A 20,408-nucleotide genomic window follows, 5' to 3' on the forward strand; every position below is an offset into this window, starting at 1 on the left:
GCTCATTTCTTTCCGTACAACACATCTGGTGGCGCTACTTCTGGGAACCTTCGAGTCAGCTGGTCAGCGGATTCGCCGCACAAAGTTTGCGGACCCGATCCGAGATGTCGGCCAGAACACTGGACCCGGCGATCAGCTGGCCGGTCGCATCGAACTGCCCCAGCACGCCATCGAGCAGCTCCGCGCACTCGCGCATATCGGCGGCATCCATCCCCCGTGCCGACAGGATATTGGTACCCAGACGAAGACCGCTGGATACCATGGCCGGACGGTCGTCACCGGGAACACGATTGCGGTTCACCAGCATTCCGACTTCTTGCAGCGCACGTTCCGCCGCCAATCCGGTTACCGGAGACGGACGCAGATCGATGACCACCATGTGCGTGTCGGTCCCACCGGTCAGCACGTGATATCCGCGGCCCGAAAGGGCGATCGCCAAAGCTCGGGCATTGCTCACGATCAACTTCGCCAGATGGCGGAATCGAGCGCTCGTCAGATATCCGAACGCGGCCGCCTTGGCAGCGATCGAAGCGGGATCCGGTGTGCCCTGCACACCCGGGAACACCGCTCGGTCGATCAACGATCGCAAGGAAGTCCGGCCGTCCGGGCCGGGCGTTTCGCTGTCCCGACCCGACAGAATTATTCCGCCCCGGGGCCCGCCCAACTGTTTGTACGTGCTCGATGTCGTGATGTGGGCACTGTCGATCGGGCTCGGATGCACGCCGGCAGCCACCAACCCGGCGATATGCGAAATATCGGCGATGACATAGGCGCCAACCGTGTCGGCAATCTCCCGGAATCGCTGGAAATCCACGGTTCTCGGATAGGCACTCGCCCCTGCGATGAGCACCGTGGGGCGATGTTCCGCGGCGAGTGCGGCCACCTCATCGAAGTCGATGCGTCCGGTGTCGCCGAGGCCGTAGTGAATCACCTCGTAGGTCCGCCCGGTAATGGACACCGGAGCACCGTGGCTCAGATGCCCACCGTCGTCGAGGCCGAGACTCAACAGCCGACCACCGTGCGGCAGCAGAGCGTGCAGCGCGGCGAGGTTGGCCGACGAGCCCGACAGTGGCTGCACGTTGACGTAGCGCGCGCCGAACGCCGTCAAGGCCCGTTGCCGCGCCAGGTCCTCGACCTCGTCGAATACCCCTGTTCCCGAGTGATACCGCCGTCCCGGATACCCCTCGGCCGTGACGTTCGACAAGGTGGACGCGGCCGCGGAGAGTACTGCCGGGCCCGCGATGCTGGCCGAGGCGATCATTGCCAAAACCTCGTCTTGGTACCGAGTTTGGCGGTCGAGCAGGTCAGCCAATCGCGGATCGTCCCGGATCAGATTCTCGGCACCGACCTGCAGCATTCTCGCATGCTGCGAGGTTGTCACGTCGCGGTGCCCGCTCCATAGGGAGGCACTGTCACCAGTGGACATTCGGCGTCCTTCGGCTAGTCGAACAGATGACAGATAGGTTAGCCTAACCAAACTGATGCGACAAACCCGAAAGCTGCGGTGCGGTAGCCCGCCACCGCACTCCGCGAAGACAGATTTTCAGGGTGTCACAGCTGCCAGCCAGCCGTCGGAGGTCCAGTGGGCGTGGTCGCCGGTGCGGAACAAGCGGCCGTTCGCCCGGTGGGGGTCGGCGACGAAATGGTCGGTGATGTCCGCGAATCCGGTGACGAGTGCGGCGCCGCCGATATAGACCTCGCCGATCACACCCGGCGGCACGGGGTGGCGGGATTCGTCCAGCACCAGCACCCGGGCACCCGGAACCGGACGGACGCGGCCGGTTCCATCGAGCCGGCCGCGGGCAACCGGACCTGCGTAGGCGGTAGCCCGGTAGGTGACACTGCCGACGGATCCCGATGCGAGCGCCAGCAGCAGTTCGGGCAGCGATGCGGGACTGTGGGTTTGCGTGACGTCCCAGCGCCGCACCGTCGGCAGCGCCGTCGCTCCGATATGCCCGAGCCGAGCCAAGGTGTGCGCGTCGGCGACCACGTGGGTGACCGAGCGCTCGGCGATCAGGTCGACAAGCGCGGAAGGGTCGTGGCGCGGCTCCTCGGTGGCGAGAATCAGTGCCGCGCCGTCGGCAATCGCAGCCAGCAGTTCGATCAGCAGGTCCGCACCGCCCCAGGGCGGGACGATCAGCCGGACATCCGCCGAACCCGTTGCGCGATCGCCATTTCCGCGGGTATGAGCGGCGACGGATCGACGATCGGCGACGGCGGCGGCCACCGCGCCTGGGGTGAGCAGAACGGTTCGGCCGTCCGCGGTGGTCAATGGCAGCGCGGCTCCAGTCCGCGTGGCAGCATCGACATCGGACACGAGGCGCAGCAGATCCGCGAGCATCGGGTTGTCCACACATGCCGGGCGTCCCAGGTATTCGGCCAGATCACCATAGGTGAAGACCAAGGAATCGCAACACACCACCGTCCGAAGCGGAGGCACGAGGCGACCACGGCGCAACACTTCGGCAATGCCCACGATGTCGGTCAGTTCCACCCCGTTCGCCCACTCGCCCACCAGCCGTTCACATTCTGCAGCCGTGAACATGAACTAGCCCCGTACCACGCAGATCGATATCCCGCGCGCGCACGCGCCGCCCGCGCAACGCGGCGCCCGCCGGAGCAGCCCCGCCTGCACTGATACCGGCACCTCGTCCTCCATCGCGCAGCACTCTCTTTCAACTGAGATTCGGCAAGCCAACCAAACTACCTTCCGATAAGGCTAGCCTCACCTACGCATCGGGGTGCGGTTGCCTCGAAGTTCGTTCAGATAGGTTAGCCTTGGCTGACTTATTCGAGGCTCACGGGAGCCGGTCGGGAGAGTCCGCGAAGGTAAGGGTGCAACGATGAGTTCTGTTCGGACGTCCCGCAGGTGGACGCAGGTGGCAGTCGCCGTACTGACCGGCGCCCTGACGTTCGGAGTGGCCAGTTGTGGCTCGACGAGCGACGATTCGGGCCGGGGTGGCGAAGCGGTGACCATCACCCACGCGCGCGGCGAGACAAGGATCGAGGGAACCCCGCAGAAGATCGTCGCTCTCGGCAATCAATGGCTGGATACCGCATTAGCACTGGGCGTCGTGCCGGTCGCGTATCTCGACAATGTTGCGATGGCGTCCAAGAGCACACCGCCGTGGGAGCCGAAGTCCCTGGCGACCGCGAAGGCGCTCACCACGACCGGCAATCTGGCCGAACAGGTCGCGGCTGTGGAACCGGATCTGATCCTGGCCGATCCGTTCATCGCCGATCAGAAGACCTACGACGAGCTCTCCAAGGTGGCGCCGACCTTGCCCGGCCTGTCCGCGGCGTCGGTCGCGCCATGGCAGGAACAGGTCACCACCCTGGGCAAGGTGCTGCGTAAAGAGGACGCGGCGAACAGGGTCATCGCGGACGTGGAAGGCAAGATCAACGCGATCAAGCAGGCGAACCCCGGGCTGACAGGCAGGACGTTTGTCAGCACGTGGCTGGCAGGCCCCACACAGCTGATGGTGCTGACCGACCCGAATGACGGCTCCAGCAAGGTCTTCACGCAGCTGGGCCTGAGCATTCCCAAGAACCTCACCGATCTCCCTGCGGCACAGGGCCGCTTGGCGCTCTCGCCGGAGCGAGTCAACGAACTGAGGGCCGACCTGCTGTTGGCGGGCTACTCCGAAGGCATGGACGAGAAGTACCGGCAGCTGCCCGGATATGCCGAACTCCCCGCGGTGCGAAAGGGTTCGGTCGTGTTCCTGACCACTCAGGAGATCAGCGCGATCAACCAGCCGACCGCCTTGTCGGTGCCGTACATCCTGACCAAGTTGGAACCCGCCTTCGCCGCCGCGGCGAAATAACCACGACCAAGACGCGACCAGGGCCCCGCTGCCCGCTGGGGCCCTGGGCCTTACCCTCGACAGCTCAGTGGGCGGTCCGCGCATTCGGTGGACCACCCCAGACCTGGTGCTGCCTCGCTCATCTCCGTTGCCGCACAGTGGCCTTCGTCCGATCCTCCGATAACATGCGAGCCCGCCGGTGGCATTCGGACTTCGCCGAAAGTGCCACCGGCCCACCTACACTCAGCCCTGGGCCGACCAGGATTCACGCAACCTGGCCAGCGCATCGTCGGACAAGCCCGAAGCCGACATGGGCGCGTGCCGAAGGTCGGCGTGTGACGGCGCGGCGGCCCGATCGGCACCAGCCGCGTCCACAGCCTCGGCCAGGGTCGTGATAGTGAAGTGCTCGAACACCATCTGGGGGGTCAGAGCCAGGCCTGCCGCACCCGCCCGCGCCGCCCATTGGATCGCGATGACGCTGTCGCCTCCGAGCGCGAAGAAGCCATCCGTGCGGTCGATATCGGTGATCTCGAGCAGTTCCTCCAGCAGAGCGACCAGGGTGCGCTCCGTCTCGGTCCGCGGCGGGCCGGCCTCGGCCGCGACGTCCGCGACGTCGGACACCGCATGGCGTACCACGGTCCGCGTGGTGTCCCAGCCCTCCGGCACGACGTTCAACTCGCCGAGCGCCATGTCGGGTTTCGCGGCGAAGGTGGTCAAGATCCGCACCAGCGTGTCGACGAAGACCACGCCGGAGGGCGGGTCGTAGAGCTCGGAGTTGACCACGACCTGCACCACCAGTTCGCCGTCGGCTTCCACCAGGAAGTCCAAGTGGAAGTCCAGGAACGCGGCGTCATACCGTGGCGTGAGCGCGGTCACGATCGTCTCGCCAGCGAACTCGATGGGCGGCGCACTGTGGCCGAACTGCATGATCACCTGGAACAACGGATTTCGGCCGAGAACCCGCGGCGGGTTGAGCGATTCGACGATCCGCTCGAAGGGCACGTCCTGATGTCCGAGGGCGCTGAGCGAGGATTCGCGCACCCGCTCGAGCACGGTGCGCAGCGTCGGGTCGTCCGATAGATCGTTGCGCAACACCACCATGTCGGCGAAGAGTCCGATCAGCCGGTCGACCGATGCCCCCGCCCGGTTGGCGGCTGTCGCGCCGATCGGTACGTCGTCACCACCGCCCAGCGCGTGCAGCAGCACCGCGGCCGCTGCCTGGCACAGCATGAACTCGGTCACTCCGGCCGCCTCGGCCAGCGATCGCAACGCCCGCCAGGTCTCGGCAGGAACGACTCGGCTCGTGCTCACACCGGAGTGGCCGAGACGCGCCGGCCGTGGGCGGTCGTGCGCGACCGCGATCTCTGCCGGGAGATCTGCCAAGGTGGCGCGCCAGTAGTCGAGCTGGGCCTTGCCGTACTCGCTGAGGTCGTCGCCGCCCGGTGCGTGGTCGAAGGTATTCCTTTGCCACACGGCGAAATCGGCGAATTGCAGCGCCAACTCCGGCCAGGAAGGAGAGGCGCCATTCAGCCGCGCCCGGTATGCGACGGTGAGGTCCTCGATGAAAACCCGGCAGGATTCCCGGTCGGTGACCATGTGATGCGTGAGGACAGAGAGCACATGGGTTCGCTCGTCGAGGACGAACAGCCGTAATCGGACCAGCGACTCCGCGGCGAGGTCGAAGACGTGCTCGGCCTCGGCTGCCAGCGCCTCGTCCAGCCGGGCCGCTGCCTCATCCGGGTCACCACCGAGCACGGTGCGCAACAGCTCGACCGGCCCTGCTGGAGTCACCTGCTGATAGGGCGTCCCCTCATGCTCGGGGAAAACCGTGCGCAACGACTCGTGGCGGGCGATGACGTCGCCGAGCGCCTGGCGGAGCGCCGCGATGTCGAGTTCGCCATCGAAACGTAGGGCGAACCGGAAGTTCTCCCACCCGAACGGGCCCTCGAGCCGCCGGCGCAGCCACAACGCCCGCTGGGAATAGGACAGCGGCACGCGTTCGGGTCGTTCCCGTTTCGTCGGCACCGCGGCGTTGTCGGCGGCCGGCTGGACACCCGGCACCGTCTCGTCGAGATTCCCACCGCACTGATCGCGATACCGGGCGATCAGATGCGCGGCAAGCCCGGCAACCGTCGGGGTGTCGAACGGCACGCGCACGTCGATGTCGATTCCGAAGGCTTCGCGGACCATGGCCACCAGCCGAGCCGCGAGCAGGGAGTGGCCGCCGAGTTCGAAGAAGGAGTCGTCGGCCCCCACCCGGTCCGCGTCGAACAACTTCTGGTACAGGGCGGCAACCCGAATCTCAGTGGGTGACTCGGGCTTTCGGTAACGGCGGGTCAGCGTCAGCACCGGCGCAGGCAGCGCTCGCCGATCGAGCTTGCCGTGCGCGCTCAGTGGCACCTCGTCGATCACGGCGAACGCCGCGGGGACCATGTGCTCGGGCAGTATCCCCACGACTCGCGCACGCACCTGCTGGATATCGATATCGGTACCCGGTGCGGGCACCAGGTACGCCGCGAGGATCGGACCGAGCCTCTCGTGCTCGGTGACGATAGCGACACATTGCGCGACACCAGGGTGATCGGCCACCGCCGCCTCGACCTCGCCGAGTTCGATGCGGAACCCCCGAACCTTGACCTGTTCGTCGGCGCGGCCGATGAATTCGATCTCGCCGTTGGCGGTTCGCCGGGCGAGATCTCCGGTGCGATACAGCCTGCCGCCGGTGACGAAGGGATCGGCGACGAACCGCTCCGCGGTCAACGCGGGCCGATCCAGATAGCCGCGGGCGAGCTGGCATCCGCCGAGATAGATCTCGCCGATCACGCCCGGTGGCACCAGCCGCATCGAGGCGTCGAGCAGATACACGTAGACATTGCGGTTGGGGAACCCGATCGGCACGATCCTGGTTCCCTGTGGCCCCTCGACCGGCATGGACGTAGAGCACACGACCGCTTCGGTCGGCCCGTAGTGGTTGCGCAGTTCGGCGTCGAATTGCGCGGTGAACCGATCGGCGACTTCGCCGGGTAGTGCCTCGCCGCCGACCGGGACGTGCCGCAAGGCCCGCCAGTCGTTCGCCTCCGGAAGCAGCAGGAAGGTCGCCAGCAACGAGGGCACCATCTGCAGCACAGTGATCCCGTGTCTGGCGATCAGCTCGGTGACGTACGGGATGTCGTGGAAGGCGTTCGGTTTCGGGACGACGATGGTCGCGCCGCCGATCAGCGGCAGGAAGATATCGGACAGCGAGGCGTCGAAGCTCACCGAGGTCGCCTGCAGCACACGCTCTTGGCGGCTGGTGTCCCAGTCGGCGGCGAAGTTCACCAAGTGGTCGGCGATCGCGTCATGCGGGACAGGCACGCCCTTCGGCCTGCCGGTGGAGCCCGAGGTGTAGATGACGTAGGCGATGTTCGACGGGCGCAACGGCGACGTTCGGTCGGCGTCGGTGGGATCGGTCTCCGGCAGCGCGGACGCCTCGTCCATCGCGGCGGCGATGCCTGCGGCGTCGAACGACAGGGTCGGCTGCGCATCGGACAGGAGGTAATCGATGCGGTCCGCGGGATAGGCGGGATCGATCGGCAGGTATGCGGCGCCGGACTTGAGCACGGCGAGGCTCGCGACGATGAATTCGACAGAGTTCGCCAGGCGCAGCGCGATGAGCTGCTCGGCGCCGACGCCACGCCGAATGAACCAGTGCGCCAGGCGATTCGCCTGCCGATGCAGTGCGGCGTAGGTGAGCTCGACCGCATCGGACACCACCGCGATACGGTCCGGAGTAGCCGATGCCTGCCGCTGCACCAGTTCGACCAGTGTGGTCGCGGGCGCGTCGACGAGCGGACCGCGCGAGGCTGCGATGATCTCGGCCTGGTCGGCGGCACCGAGCAAATCGATAGCGCGTACCGGCTGCCGCGGATCGCGGATCGCGCTGGCGAGCAACTGCAGATAATGCCGCAGCAATTGGGCTACCACCGACCGGTCCAGTTCATCGACGAGGTAGGTGGCCTCCACGCGGGCGCCCGCCTCGTCCAGGACGACCATTAGTCCCAGGGTCTCCTGTGCGACCGCGCTCCGCAACGACAGCTCAGTGGAGCCGACATCGGCCAAATCGAAGCCGTTGGCCCCGCCGCGCACGCTGAAGCTCAGCTGCATGAGGTGCGCGAGACCGTCGCGCCCCGCGATCCGATCCGGGCTCACCTCGCGCACGACCCGTTCGACTCCGACGCCTTGGTGGGCGAACGCGTCGATAGCGGCGTCCCTCGTCGCATCGACCAGCCCGGCGAAGGTTTCCGCCGGATCGAGCTCGGCGCGCAACGGAAGCGTATTGCCGAAGTAGCCGATCAGGGCCTCGGCGTCGCGACCGCGACGATCCGTCACGGGCACCGCGACCAGGAAATCCGTCGCCGCGGTGTACCGATGGATCAGCGCCTGGAAGGCAGCGAGTAGCACCATGAACGGGGTCGCCGAGTGATCGCGCCCCACCACGGCAACCCGGTCGAGTAACTCCTGCGGCAGCGGCAGCACGCACTTGTCGGCGTTGCGCGTGGCGCCGATGGTGCTCGGTGCGCCTGGCAGTTCCAGTCGCTCCGGGAGCGGAGTCAACCGAGCGCGCCAGTATGCCAGGTCTGCCGCGTCGTAGGCGGCGCCCTCGGCAAGTGACACATCGACGTACTGGGATCGGATCTCGGGCAGTACGTCGCCGCGGTAGGCGGCGTTGAGCTCGGTGAAGAAGACCGGCCAGGAACCGTCGTCCCAGGCAATGTGGTGGATGGTCAGTACCAGCACATGTTCGGCCGGACCGGTTCGCGCGAGCGTTACGCGCAGCGGGCACTCGTCGGTCAAGTCGAATGGACGCGCGAATTCTCGCCTTGCCAGCACCTCGAGCCGTCTACCTCGGCTGTCCTCGGAGAGGTCGGTGAGATCGTGCTGCTGCCATGCCAAGGCCAAATCGGCGTGGGCGACCTGATACGGGTCGCCGTCGCCATCGACATGGTATGTGGTGCGCAGGATTTCGTGCCGCGCGACGACGGCGTCGAAGGCTGCGCGCAACCGCGCGGTGTCCAGTGGACCGTCGAGACGGTAGCCGACGCAGACGTTCAGCGTGGTGTCGTCCGGCTCGAATGTCTGGATGAACCACATTCGCTGCTGCGCCGGCGAGAGCGTGGCCGGTTCGCCCGAGCGTCTGATCCGCTCGGGGTTCTCCGTCGCCAGCTGACGTTCGCGCAGTCGCTGCTGGAGCAGCCGCTTGCGACGCTCGAGAATTTCATCTGACATGGTGGGTCCTTCGGGCTGTGGATTCGAATGGGTTGAGGCGGCGCGGTATCGCGGTCAGTCGGCGCCGAGGGCGACCGCGGACACCGCACGCTCGAGTGCCGCGACGGCGTCGTGCCAAAGCTCGGCGAGCCGGTCCACCTCCGCGGCGGTGAATACCGCCTCGCTCCAGCGCAGCATGGTGACCAGCTGCGGACCGGCCGCGGTGGCCCGCACCGCCGAGATGACGTCGAGCGCGTAGCGCAGCGGGAAGTCGGGCTCCGCGACGAGTGGAAGGCATTCGTGCAGCGCGAGTTCCGGGATCGGCGCCCACGGACGTCCGGCGCCGGACAGATCGAAACGACCCAGGTAATCGAAGAGCACCTGCGGCTGGGGCGCATCGACCAGTTCCGGTGCCTCGTCGAGGTAGCGCAGCACGCCGTAGTCCACGCCGCCGTTCGGCAGCTCGGCCAGGTGTGTCGTGATGGTCTCCAGCAGCGCGGCGGCACGAGCTGGATCGGCCAGTGCCGTGGCCACATCCACGCCGTCGGCACCAACGCCGAGCCGGGCGGGCACGATAGTGGTGAACCAGCCCACCGTGTGGGCGGAGTCGGCATCGGCACCGAGGACCGTGTCCTCTCTACCGTGTCCTTCCAGCGCGATACAGGCGCCCGCGGCGGCATCCTGGCCGCGCTCCGCGCGCCAGCTCGACACTGTCATGGTCAGCGCGGTGAGCAGGAACTCGCGCACCCCCGCGCCACCACCGATGCCGTCCAGGATCGCCGCGGTCGTCTCGGCGGTAGCGGGCACCGGGCGCACCCGATAGGAAGCCCAGGTGTCCGACCTGGGGTCGGGCATCCGGGCGCCCAGGACAGGATCCGGCGCGGAGACCTGGCGCATCCAGTAGTCGCGCTGCGCCGAAACCTCCGCGGTGCCCGCACGTTCGTTCAGCAGCCTCGCCCACTGCCGGTAGCCGGTGTGCTCCACCGCCGCGGTCGGCGTGCGTCCCGCGACGATCTCGGCCCAGCCTGCGGCGAGATCGGCGGAGACGATGTGCCAGGAGACCGGGTCGATGGCCAGGTGGTGGATGGTGAGCAGCAGCACGTCGGGGGCACCGGACCTGACGAACCACACCGCGCGCACCAGATCGCCGGTGAACGGGTCGATCTCGTCGACCACCGCATGGCCGTGGGCGGCCAGTGTCGCCTCGAAGTCGGCTCCTTCGTCGACCCGGGAGAGGATCTGGTCGGCACGCACGGTGCCCGGCTCGCGCGTGTGGAGCTCGTATCCCCCTGGGGTGTCGGCGAACCGGGCCCGCAGCATGTCGTGTCCATCGAGCAACGCCTGCAGCACAGCGGTCAGCCCGTCCTGATCTATGTCGGCGGGTAGCTCGAGCAGGTTGCTCAGTACCAGCCTGCGATAGCCCCCGTACTCGTGCATCCACGACACGATCGGAGTCGGATCCACCGCGCCGTAACCCGCCGAGGTCGACTCTCGTACGCGATCCGCGCCCGCATCGATCCGTGCGGCGAGCTCCCGGATCGTCGACGCGGTGAGGACCAGCTTCGGGCTGATCGACTTGCCTTCTCGCCGTAGCCGATTCACCAGCGTGATCGCCACGATGCTGTCGACACCGAGGCTGACCAGGTCGTCATCGATGCCGGGAACGGTGCCGCCGGACAGCTCGGCGACAGCGGCGCACAAGCCGCGTTCGGTAGCGGTGCGTGCCGGCGCCGAGGCTGCCCCGGCGCCGGCAGCCGTGTCCTCGGCGAGCGACGCGATCCGTGTGGTGTCGAGCTTTCCGTTGCTGGTCACCGGCAGTTGCTCGACGACAAGAATCCGGTGCGGCACCATATAGCCGGGCAGCTGCTCGGCCAGCGCCGCGCGCAGCTGCGCGGCGACCAGACCGTCACCTACCGCGCAGGCGACCAGGCTGGGACCGCCGGCGCGGCGTACCACGACAACCGCAGCCGCCCGCACGCCGGGAAGCGCGAGCAAGGCGGTCTCGATATCGCCGATCTCGATCCGATAGCCCCGGATCTTTACCTGGTCGTCTGCGCGGCCGAGGTAGGCGAGAGCACCGGAAGGCAAGCGCCGCACGAGGTCTCCGGTGCGATACATTCGCGCACCCGCGCGGAACGGATCCGCGACGAATCGATCGGCGGTGATTCCGGGCTTGCCGACGTATCCGCGCGTCAGCTGGGCGCCGGACAGGTATAGCTCTCCCACGACACCGGGCGGCATCGCCTGCAGGCGCGAATCGAGCACGTAGCCCGCCATCCCGGTAACCGGCAGGCCGATCGTCGGTTCCGCGTGGGCCTCCGTCACGGCGGCCACCACCGCCTCGACCGTGGTCTCCGTCGGCCCATAGCAGTTGTGCACCGCGGTACCGGGCAAGGCGCACAGCTGTTTCCACAGCGGTACGCCGATCGCCTCCCCGCCGAGCGCCAGGACCGACAGCGGCGTCCGGCCCGCCTGAACCAGGCCTGCCGCCGCCAGCTGGGTGAACATCGACGGCGTCGTATCGATCATGTCCAACCCTTGGCGCACGATGCCGTCGACCAGCCGACTGGCGTCGCGCATCTCCTCGGCGTCGAACAGGTGGATCGCGTGGCCGTCCAGCAGGCCGATCAGCGGCTGCCAGGAGGCGTCGAAGCTCAACGACCAGGCATGCGCGATGCGCAGTGCTCTGCCGAGCCGGGCGACAGCGGGCCGGTAGACCCGATCGCGGTGGTCGGCGAAATAACTCACCAAAGACGCATGGGTACCCATGACGCCCTTCGGCTCTCCGGTCGATCCCGACGTGAAGATCAAGTAAGCGCATCGGTCCGGCGAACCCGCCACCGGCGTGGCGACCGGCAGGTCTTCCGACAGTGTGTCCAACACCAGCGTCTGCGGTAGATCGGCGATGTCGTAGAGCGCGCCCGGCTGCGCGGAGTCTCGCAGGATCAACCGTGGCCGTGCCTGCCGGAGAATGGATTCGATGCGTGCGGCGGGCAGATCGATATCCACCGGAACGTAGGCGGCGCCCGCGGAAAGCACGGCGAGAATCGCCACGATCGACCGCGCGGACCTCGGCATGGCCAGCGCGACGACATCCTCGGGGCCGACCCCGTGTGCGGTCAGCACGCCGGATAATCGCCCGGCCGCATCGGATAATTGGCGGTAGGTGAGGCTTTCGTCCGTGGTGCTCAGAGCGACGGCTTCCGGGGTGGCCGCGACTCGACGGGCGAACAGTTCCGGCACGTCGTGTCCACGCACGTCCGTCGCTGGGTCGGCGGGCGGTTGTGGCTGCTCGCCCGGCAGCAGGATGTCGAAGGCGTCCTGCCCACGCTCGCCGACCTCGGGCAGTTGGCGCAGCACCGAGAGCAGCCGGTCGCCGATATCGTGGCCGGACAACGCACCGAGTGCGGCCGCCACCTCCTCGACCACCACGACGAGCTGCCCCTGATAGACGAACGACGTCACCGCCAGCGGGTAGTGGGTGAGGCTCTCCGAGGTGATCGGCCGGAATCGCGTGCCGTCCGCGGTGACCGTGGGTCGCAGTACGTCGCTCATCGGCGCGTTCTCGAACACGAAGAGCGTGTCGAACAGCGTGCCCGCGCCCACTGCCCGTTGAATCGAGGAAAGGCTGACATAAGCCAGATCTCGCATGGCAGCGGACTCCCGCTGCCAGGCGAGCATGGCCTCGACCCCGGACTTGCTGTCGTCCAAGCGAATCCGGATCGGGATCGTGTTGATGAACAACCCGATCATGGTTTCCACGCCGGTCAGTTCGTCCGGGCGACCGGAAACGGTGGTGCCGAAGACCACGTCCGCCCGGTCGGTCAACCTGCCGAGCAGCACCGCCCAGGCGTACTGCACGACGGTGTTCATGGTGAGGCCGTTGGTACGCGCCCAAGCGGTCAGCCGGTCGGTGTCGGCGACGTCCAGCGTTAGCGTGTGGATCTCCGGAACGGTTGTGTTCACGGCACCGTCGGTGCGGTCGGCGAGGATGAGAGGGTCGACACTTGCCAGGTATTCGGTCCAGCTGTGGATCGCCGCCCCTGTGTCGCGCGCGGCCAGCCAGCCGATGTAGTCCCGGTACGGGCGGGGCCCGGGAAGGGCGTCGGCCTGCGCACCGGTCTCGTACAAGCCATAGAGCTCGCGGAAGAAGACGCCGAGCGACCACCCGTCCAGCAGAATGTGGTGCGCCGTGATGATCAGCCGCCGGGTGTCGTCCGGGAGGGTCACCAGCAGCATCCGCAGCAGAGGGCCACGAGCCAGGTCGAAGGGACGGCGCGCTTGCGCCGCGATGATCTCCTCGAGTTCGGTGGGCGCGGCACTGCGTTCCACCCACGGCAGCTCCGCGGCGGTCGGCACGATCTGGACCGGCCGCGGCAGATCCTGGTCCCAGAAGGAGGCCCTCAGATTGGGGTGTCGCCGCAGGATCGCATCGGCGCTACGGTGCAGCAGCGCGGCATCGAGCGGTCCGGTGATCTCCAGCACGAACTGCACGGCGTAGAGATCGCCCTCCCCGGCCAGCCTGGCCAGCGAGAAGAGGCCCTCCTGCAACGGGCTCAACGCGAGCACGTCCTCGATCTGCGGCGCGTGCGTACTTTCCGGCATAGCGGAGCCTCCTCAGCCTTGGTTCTCGGACACGAGCAGCACCACGTCGTCGAGCGACGCACCGCGCAGAATCGCCGCCGCCGAAACGTCGCGATCCAGGGCGGCCTTGATCGCGGTACGCAGGTCCACCGCTTGCAGCGAGTCGATGCCGAGCGCCACCAGCGGGATCGAGCCGTCGATCTCCTCGGTGCCGTCGCCGCCCATCACCCGGTCGAGTTCGCGGCGCACGATCTGTGCGAGATCCACCGTCACCGGCGCCGATACCGCGGCGGCAGGGACGGCGGTCTGCACCGAGACAGCGGGCGAGGCGGGCGCCGAAGACCCAGGTGGCGGCGCGATTTCCGGGAAAACCCTCGCCATGCCGGTTGTCTCGGCAATCTGGCGCAATCGCGTCCAATCCGCCGAAAGCACAATGCTGTTGCGGTCGCGATTCGCGAAACCTGCGGCCACGGCCGCCGCGGGCGCCATCGGCAGCAGACCGGCTCCGGCGACGCGGCTGTGCAGCTCGGCCTGCTCGGGCAGCTCCCACAGTCCCCACTGCACCGCGACACAGTCGCGCCGCTCGGCACGCAGTCGCACGGCGAGGGCGTCGAGCATGCGATTGGCGCCCGCGTACAGCGCCTGCCCGCGGCCGCCGAGGGTCGCCGCGAACGAAGAGCACAGCAGAACCGTGCAGTCCTCGGCCAGCGGCACAGTGCGCAGCACCTCGTCGAGCCCACGCACCTTCGCGGCTGTCGCGGCGGCTACGGCCGCCGAATCCAATTCGGTCCATACGTAATCGACCGCCGCGTGCACCAGGACGCGAACCGGCCGTTCGGCGTAGCGCGCCGCCAACTCCGCCACCGCGGTCGAATCGGTGATATCGCAGGCAACCACGGCGATCTCGGCCGGGCCCAGCGCGCGGATCGCACGCAGCCGTTCGGTCAACGCCGGTGTTTCGCCCGCGCGGTTCACCAGTGTGATGCGGCCCGCACCGGCGCGGCAGAGCTGCTCGCAGAACCGCAGACCGACATGACCGGTGCCCCCGAGGATCAGGACCTCTCGAAGATCCGGTGTGGTCGCCGTTCCACGGTCCTCCTCGGCGACGAGGCGCTTGACGTACAGCTTGCCGTCGCGCACTGCGAGTTCGGGCTCGTCCGCGACATGGATCGCGTCGATGATCCTGTCCGCCAGTACCCGAGGATCCTGCGCCGCGGCGTCCCCGGGGAGATCTACGTGCCGGAACGCGACACCGAGATGCTCGAGGCCGAGCGATCGGAACGCCGCCGCCGCGGCGGCATGGCCGGAGGCGGGGATCTCGTCCGGTCCCACCGCCTCGGCTCCCGTTGTCACCAGCCAGCATTCGGTGACGCCGCGGGCGAAGCCGGGCAGGCGCTGCATCGTCGCCGCGAACTCGGTGAGTTCGCCGACGGCCTCCTGCTGGTCCGTCGCGGGACTGGTCGGCAGCAGCACCATAACGGCATCGGTCTCCGCGGCGGCGTCCCCGTCCGAGATCTCGGCACCGTAGCGCGCGGCCCGGGCAGCCAGGGCCGCGGCCAACTCCGCGCTGCGCTCGTCGTGCCCCGTGAGCAGCACCCGACGCGGCTCGGCGGGCGAGCGCTGCGCCAACCTGGTCCATTCCTCGACCAGACGCGTCGGCGCGGCTTCGTCCTCCGGCGCCGGATCCAGCTGGGCCGACCGATACGACGCCCACAACTTCTTCGGGTTCAGCACCGTCGACGGGAAATCACGCAGCGGCAACGCCGGAGTCCCTCCCGACGACGCGATACGCAGGCAATCCCATGGGTAGTTCAGATCGTGCACCGCGACCTCGGCGAGATTACGAGTGAACTCGCCCAGCCCGGTGGCGGTGCGCAGCGATGTGCCGACCACGCGGAAGTCACGCGAACTCGGTCCGGGCTCCGACTCGACCAGCGCCAGATTGTCCTGAAGCACCAATTGCAGTGTCGGGTGCTCGGCAATCTCCACGAAGGTGTCCACCTGTTGCGCCGCCGCTGTAACCGCGCAATCGAACCGGACTCGATTGCGCATGTTCCAGTACCAGTACTCCCGCTGGGACAACTCCGGTGTGACCGCATTCCCGAGAGTCGCTCCGTAGCAGGTGATCTCACTCGACCGGAAGGTGGCGTCCGCCAGCTCATCGACCAGTGCCCGCTCGAATTCCGCTCGCAGCCGGGTCATCACAGAGGTGTGTGCGGGAAAGGAAACCTCGATCGCCTTGGCGAAGCGACCCTGTTCGGTCGCACTCGCGACCAAGTCGCCGATCGTGGCACGCTCCCCCGCCACGGCAACCAGTTGCGGCGAGTTGACCACGGCCACCTCGGCCCAACCCGAATGGCGAGCCAGCAGCGCCTCGCAATGCTCGCGGTCAGTGCCCAGCACCGCCATCGCGTAGTCGCCCGATGCGACCTGTTCGATGATCGCCGCCCGATGCGCGACCACGAGCACGGCGTCGCGCAGTGGCATCGTTCCCGCGACCACACAGGCCGCGAGCTCGCCTTGGCTGTGCCCGACCGTCGCGGCCGGGTGTACGCCGACCGCCTGCCACATCGCGGCGAGGCCGAGCATGTGGAACATCCTGGCGGGCTGGAGTTCCACCAACGTGTCGGCGTAATCCCCTGCGTCGCCGAGTAGGTAATGCACCGGTCCGAGGTGTCCGTGGCGCTCTTCGTACAGCGCGGAGCATTCGTCCACCGCGGCCCGGTAGACCGGCGACAGGTCGTAGTACAGCCGGCCCATACCGGGATGCTGGCTGCCCTGGCCGGGAAAGACGAATCCGATCCGGCGGGAGGTGGCCGGACCGTTCGAGCCCACCACCGCCTCATGTGCTGCGGCGTCCACCACGGCCCGCAACGCGTCCAGCAATTCCGCCTGGTCGGTCACCATCGCTAGCGCGCGGTATCGGCGCGGAGACCGTGTGCGCAGCAGCATGTCAGCCACACGATCGGGAGTCACGCGCGGCCGGCCGGCCAGATAGGCCAGGATCGCCGCGGCCTCGGCGCGTAGTCCGGTCGCGGTATCCGACGACAGCAGCACCGGGACGGTGCCGTCGGGCAGACGATAGTCAGACATCGACGTCCTCCTCGAGGACCGGCATGGCAAGAACCGCGTGTGCATTGGTACCGATGACGCCGAAGGACGACACCGCTCCATAGCGGACACCGTCTACCGGCTCCCACGGCTCGAATTTCGTCGCCAGCCGAAGGCTGGTCGCGTTCCAGTCGACCGCCTCGGTCGGATTGTCCGACCACAGGCTCGGCGCTATGTGGCCGTGCGCACCGCACAGCAGCACTTTGATCAAGCCGAGAATGCCCGAAGCCGCCTGCGCGTGCCCGATATTCGACTTGACCGATCCGAGCTTCGCACCACCATCGGTCCGAGTCGGCGAACCGTAGGTCTTGATCAACGCCGCGAGTTCGGCGGGATCACCGACCGGCGTGCCGGTACCGTGGCCTTCGACCAAGCCGACCAGCTCGGCCGGAATGCCCGCGACGGACAGCGCGTCCCGAATCAGGCGTTCCTGGGCTGCCGTGCTCGGGACGGCCAGTGGCGCGCCCTTGCCGTTGTGGTTGACCCGGGAGCCGAGCAGGCGCCCGTAGATTCGATGCCCCAGGCTGCGCGCCCTCGACTCCCGTTCCAGCACGATCACTCCCGCGCCCTCACCCCACAGCGTCCCGCTGCTGTCGGCGGAGTAGGGACGACAGTGGCCGTCGCTGGACAGGGCATTGTTCTTGGAGAACTCGATGAACATGCCCGGCGAACCCATCACGCAGATACCACCGGCCAGTGCCCAGTCGCAATCGCCCGCCCGGATGGCCACCGCGGCCTGATGCACCGCGGTCAGCGAGCCGGCACAAGTCGTATCGACGCTGATCGAGGGGCCGAGCAGTCCGAGACTGTGCGATATCCGCCCCGCCACCGCGCCGAGCGCCGACCCGGTCAGCCGGAATCCGCTGTGGTCACTGACGTCCGCCATCCGCGGGCCGTACTCCAGCACCGAGACACCCATCCAGCAACCTGCACCGTCGCCGTCCAGCGCGGCAGGATTGAGCCCGGCATCCTCCACCGCGCGCCACGCGACGCGCATCGCAACCCGCTGCTGCGGATCCATGGCTATCGCTTCGCGAGGAGTGATCCCGAAGAAGGCCGGATCGAATTCCGCCGCTGTGCTCAGGAATCCGCCTGCATCAGGGATATCGGACCAGCCCGGTGTGCGACCGAGGGCACGCAGCCGCGCCAGCGGCCATTCCCGGTCCCGAGGCAACGGCCCGATGAGTTCTCGTGATTCGGCCAGCGCCGACCAGTACGAACGCGGACTATCGATTCCCCCCGGAGCCTCCACCGCCATTCCGACAATGACGACGGGGTCTTCACCCCCGATAACAGATCCTGCCATTGTGCACCTAACCTGAAAGAACGAAACTATCTAGCGCACATAGCGGCTTCAGCCAACACCTCGGCGATACCGTCGACGTGATCGTGCAAGTAGAAATGTCCGCCATCGAAAAGCATGAGGGCGTAGCCATTTCGGCTGTGCGAAGCCCACGCGCGCAGGTGGGCTGGGGTGACGACCTCGTCGTCGGCCCCGCCCAGCGCCTGAATTCTGGCCTGCACCTGGATATCCGCCGCGCAGACGTAGCTGTCGAATGCGCGGTAATCGGCCTTGAGCACGGGGAGCGCCATGCGCATGATCTCCCGGTTGGCCAGCAGATCCGACCCGGTGCCGTCGAGCGCGGCGAGCCGGTCGAGCAGCGCCTCGTCTTCGGACGGATGCGGCGGCTGGTCCACCACCAGTGGGGGCGCCACGGCGCTGGAGACACCGAGCACCCCGACTTCGATGCCGACGGACTCCGCTCGCCGCACGAATTCGAAGGCCACCACCGCGCCCATGCTGTGCCCGAAAACTGTTATCGGAACATCGGGCCGGTGCGGTGATTCGAGGAACGCCGCGAGCGCCCCTTCGGCCAGTTCGGCGATGCTTGTCGCCATCGGTTCGGCAGCCCGGTCCTGGCGCCCCGGATATTGCACGAGCAGGACGTCGAAATCCGCACTGAGCCGCTTGGAAAAGGTGCGATAGGTGGAAGCGCCGCTACCGGCGTGTGGAAACAGCACGAGTGGCGGCAGCGTTTCCGCAGCGGGTTTGTGAAATTTTCGAATCCACCCAGGGGTTTTCGACATCAACAAGCTCCTAAACGGCAGGCCACGCCAACCACGCGAGGTTAGCATAGGGTAACCTTACATCCATCTCAGCAAGCCCACTGGGCAGAGTTCGACAACCGATGGAGCCCACCCGGACGCCCTACGTCATCGCGCGCGAGCTGACCGACATCTCCGACGAATTGCGAGCCCCGCCTTCATCGCAATCGGCAACTCACCCGAGCGGTCGTGCGCCGGTGCCCGTCAAGTGCGCACCAGACCGCCGCCCGGACAGCCCCGAACCCAGCACGCGATCCGAAAGTTCGCCGAGACAACTGAGATTCGGGAATCCAGGCCCCTGTGCGACTGCGGCCAGGTTCGGCAGGAAGAGCTTCGTGCCCATACCCGACACCGCGAGGTCGTAGCCGATCGACACCTCGATCCGCTCTTGGGTCGGCCTGCCGCCGACCGCCAGCTCCAGCAGGTCAACCGCGTCCTGATCGAAGAGGTCGAGGAACCATAGCGGCTGCCCACCCGTGGCATCGACGACCAAGTCGAACGTATGCAACTGATCCGGACGCATCTCGTTACGCAGGGTCAGCGCCACCCCGTCACCCTGTTCGGCAACGCGCACGGCACGCCCCTGCAGGTGATGCACCCGGCTGTCGCCGAGCAGGCTCTCCTGCACCCGCACCGAGAAGACGCCGCGGTCGGTTCTGCGAATGACGTCACGTCGTTCCTGGACGGTCAATCCCGCCCACTTGACCGGGTCGCTGAACAGCGAGTTCTCGAAATAGCTTTCACCACGGGTGTAGATCGTGGCCATCGGCGAGATCACCGAAATGGACAGCATGCCGTGGCGCACCAGCTCGTCCAACGCCGAGCCCGCGGTCTCGCCGCCACCGATCACGGCGACCCGGGACGAGACGGGCAGGCTGCGCCGCCCGGCCAGATCCCAGAATTGCGCGATACTCAGCACTCGCGAATGGTCGGCGAGAGCCTTGGTGCTGGCGCCAGGGCCCGTGATCATCAGTCCGGCGGCCGCCAGCCTGATTGCGTCGCCGTCGGGATCCGTCGCGCTGACGAGCCAGCCGTCGGCGGTCGCGCCGATGGATCGCACTGTGCCGGAAACGAGTTCGAGATCGATCCGGTGAGCCACCCACTGCAGATACTTGGCCCAGACGTGATGGGCTGGGTTTGGACGACCTCGATCGATCCATTCGGCGTAGGTGCCCTGCTCGATCAGGAACGACGTCCAACTGTAGGCCATCATGGCCGCGTTGATCTCTTGGTTACGCCCGCGAGCCCAGGTCGAGTGGTACGGGAAGCCGACGTCCTTTTCCGGGCTCGTGCCCAGCCGGTGCCTACCGTCGGTCCAGCCGCCACTCGGCAGCCAGTTGCCGCCGACTGCATGCGCCTCGACGACGACCACCCGCGGGGCGGGCAGGCCGAGGGCACGCATCACATGCGCTTTCGCCGCCACCGCAAGGGCTTTCGGACCAGCTCCGATCACCAGAAGCGTTTCCACCGGTTCTCCACTCTCTCCGACGTCCCGCGGCTTCCCGCCGGGTGCACGGGACTGCTCCGCCCCGACAACCAGAACCCGTTCAGATCATGTTT

General features: G+C 67.5%; 9 protein-coding genes. 1 reads left to right on the forward strand and 8 read right to left on the reverse strand.

Annotated elements, in window-relative coordinates; translation table 11 throughout:
* Nucleotides 1-55: 55 nt before the first annotated feature.
* Together glyA and OHA40_RS11645 are read right to left on the reverse strand one after the other, a co-directional pair.
* Nucleotides 56-1,357, reverse strand: a complete 1,302-nt coding sequence (gene glyA / locus OHA40_RS11640) for a serine hydroxymethyltransferase (RefSeq protein ID WP_330233067.1) — start codon at nucleotides 1,355-1,357, stop codon at nucleotides 56-58.
* Nucleotides 1,358-1,543: 186 nt separating this feature from the next.
* Nucleotides 1,544-2,545: an AMP-binding protein gene (locus OHA40_RS11645; RefSeq protein ID WP_330233068.1), complete on the reverse strand. Its 1,002-nt coding sequence runs from the start codon at nucleotides 2,543-2,545 to the stop codon at nucleotides 1,544-1,546.
* 298 nt (nucleotides 2,546-2,843) lie between these two features.
* Between OHA40_RS11645 and OHA40_RS11650 the strand changes: the two genes are divergently transcribed.
* On the forward strand, nucleotides 2,844-3,824 hold the full coding sequence (locus tag OHA40_RS11650) for an ABC transporter substrate-binding protein (protein WP_330233069.1): 981 nt from the start codon (nucleotides 2,844-2,846) through the stop codon (nucleotides 3,822-3,824).
* 222 nt (nucleotides 3,825-4,046) lie between these two features.
* Here the strand turns inward: OHA40_RS11650 and OHA40_RS11655 are convergent, their stop codons facing one another.
* The 6 genes from OHA40_RS11655 to OHA40_RS11680 form a co-directional block, all read right to left on the reverse strand.
* Nucleotides 4,047-9,068: an amino acid adenylation domain-containing protein gene (locus OHA40_RS11655; RefSeq protein ID WP_330233070.1), complete on the reverse strand. Its 5,022-nt coding sequence runs from the start codon at nucleotides 9,066-9,068 to the stop codon at nucleotides 4,047-4,049.
* A gap of 54 nt (nucleotides 9,069-9,122) precedes the next feature.
* Nucleotides 9,123-13,652, reverse strand: a complete 4,530-nt coding sequence (locus tag OHA40_RS11660; RefSeq protein ID WP_330233071.1) for an amino acid adenylation domain-containing protein — start codon at nucleotides 13,650-13,652, stop codon at nucleotides 9,123-9,125.
* Nucleotides 13,653-13,664: 12 nt separating this feature from the next.
* A complete protein-coding gene (gene nbtC / locus OHA40_RS11665; protein ID WP_330233072.1) occupies nucleotides 13,665-16,724 on the reverse strand; it encodes a nocobactin polyketide synthase NbtC in 3,060 nt (1,019 codons plus the stop codon).
* Nucleotides 16,717-18,048 carry a beta-ketoacyl [acyl carrier protein] synthase domain-containing protein gene (locus OHA40_RS11670; RefSeq protein WP_330233073.1) on the reverse strand — a complete coding sequence of 444 codons (1,332 nt, stop codon included), beginning with the start codon at nucleotides 18,046-18,048 and terminating at the stop codon, nucleotides 16,717-16,719. Before OHA40_RS11670 ends, nbtC begins: the two co-directional genes overlap by 8 nt.
* Nucleotides 18,049-18,074: 26 nt before the next feature.
* Complete coding sequence (locus OHA40_RS11675) at nucleotides 18,075-18,830, reverse strand: thioesterase II family protein (RefSeq protein WP_330234133.1); 756 nt, start codon at nucleotides 18,828-18,830, stop codon at nucleotides 18,075-18,077.
* Between the two features lie 193 nt (nucleotides 18,831-19,023).
* The gene (locus tag OHA40_RS11680) at nucleotides 19,024-20,316 is read right to left on the reverse strand and encodes a SidA/IucD/PvdA family monooxygenase (protein ID WP_330233074.1); all 1,293 of its coding nucleotides are present in this window, start codon (nucleotides 20,314-20,316) and stop codon (nucleotides 19,024-19,026) included.
* Between the last annotated feature and the right edge of the window lie 92 nt (nucleotides 20,317-20,408).

The organism is Nocardia sp. NBC_00508 (assembly GCF_036346875.1).
Lineage (GTDB): Bacteria > Actinomycetota > Actinomycetes > Mycobacteriales > Mycobacteriaceae > Nocardia.